At 64.5% G+C, this 1,512-nt stretch carries 2 protein-coding genes; both read left to right on the top strand.

Annotation, left to right across the window (positions count from 1 at the left end):
* Nucleotides 1-302 (top strand): hypothetical protein (locus AB1609_23660; GenBank protein MEW6049432.1); only part of this gene is annotated, 302 nt, incomplete at its 5' end.
* A 647-nt stretch (nt 303-949) separates the two neighbouring features.
* Nucleotides 950-1,408 carry a DIP1984 family protein gene (locus AB1609_23655; protein ID MEW6049431.1) on the top strand — a complete coding sequence of 153 codons (459 nt, stop codon included), beginning with the start codon at nt 950-952 and terminating at the stop codon, nt 1,406-1,408.
* The last annotated feature ends 104 nt before the right edge of the window (nt 1,409-1,512 follow it).

Raw genomic sequence — 1,512 nt, 5'->3', positions numbered from 1 at the left:
GATTGCTCATGGCTCTGGTGATCCCGCGGCTGACCGCCACTGCCAAGAGCGCGAAGATGGGCGCCTGCAAGCAGAACATGCTGACCGCGGCCTCGGGGATAGAGGCGTATTACATCGAGAATAGGGGTTGGCCGGATAGCCTCGATGACGTTAAGGATTACGTCGGCGAGGAGGCGTTGAAGTGCCCTGAAGATGGCACTGACTATGTGTTGACCTTCACTGTGGATGGTTTACCCGTTATAACATGCGAAACCCACAACCTGACGCTCACTCGGGACGCGAACGGAAAGTGGTCGTTTTAACTGATGTCGGGCTGCAGCGGATTTATTCCTGAGGGGCCGGCATCGGCCCCTTCTCATTTGTGCTCGTTCCGGCGAGCCGTTCCGGGCCGGGTTGCGCGCACCCGCGGCGTGAGTGGCCCCGGAGGCAGGCCGCAGGCGAGGCTCTCACCGCCAGATCGTCTGGAAGGTCATGGTGGAAAAGAGAGTCCTCAGGGGCACGGGAACACGGAAGCTCGGCGAGGGCGCCGCGGTGGGCGACCTTCTTGGCGGGTGCCCAAGCGTCAATCGTGAGGACATCCAGGCCGCGGTCGCTTAGGCCGTCGAGGTTTTGGACGACGGCGCTGGCGCGCCTGGAGGGAAGGGTTGTCCTTGCCGAGGACCAGGATGTTGGCGGCAGCCATCCCGGGTGGTCTACCTGCGTTTTCCCGCTACGGTGCGGGGTGACCCCTGCGCTGCCGTATGAAGGGCGATACGGTTGTACGGCGATAAGCTGGCGGGGTCGCCGGTCGGGTTCGGGCGCGCCGGTTGCACGCCTAATCCGCCGGGATTCCCTTTTGGGTTTCGACCCGTCAAGTGCGGAGGCTACCCCGACGCCTTTGGTTTCCGCGTTCGCGGGGCGCTTCCCAGCCCCGGGCCGCGGATTGAGCTAGGTTTGGAGGTGTGCGGACGTGAAGCTTGCGGAGGCGCTCCTTGAGCGCAAGGACATCTTGAAGCGCCTGGAGGTCTTAAGGGAGAGGCTCGTCTCCGACGCGAAGGTTCAGGAGGGCGACCGCCCGGCCCAGGACCCGGAGGAGCTTCTGTCCGAGGCCGAACGCCTGTGCCGGCGGCTAAGAGACCTCGTGGTGGCGGTAAACCGTGCGAATTCCCGGGCCGCTCTTCGCGATGGCCGCACGCTCACCGAGGCCATGGCTGAGAGGGACGTGCTGCAGTTGTGGCACGGTTTTCTCACGGCCGTGGCGAACGCCGCCGTCCCGTCCCGGGACCGGTTTTCGCTCGGCCGCCAGGAGATAAAGTACGTGCCGACGGTCGACGTGGCTGCCTTGAGGAAGCGCGCCGACGATGTGGCGAAGGCCTGCCGGGAACTCGACGCAGAAATTCAGGCTGTAAACTGGCAGGCCGAGCTTTAGGTTTGCCCGCCCCTGCTGCTGAGGGCGTGGCCTTCTCCCGGGGGCCTTATATCCGGGGGGTCTGGTAGAGGCTTGTGGAGGCCCTACGTCCATTTAAGGCGCAC

The sequence above is a fragment of the Bacillota bacterium genome (assembly GCA_040754675.1).
In the GTDB taxonomy this organism is placed as follows: domain Bacteria; phylum Bacillota; class Limnochordia; order Limnochordales; family Geochordaceae; genus Geochorda.
This window is presented reverse-complemented; position numbering and strand designations above follow the sequence as displayed.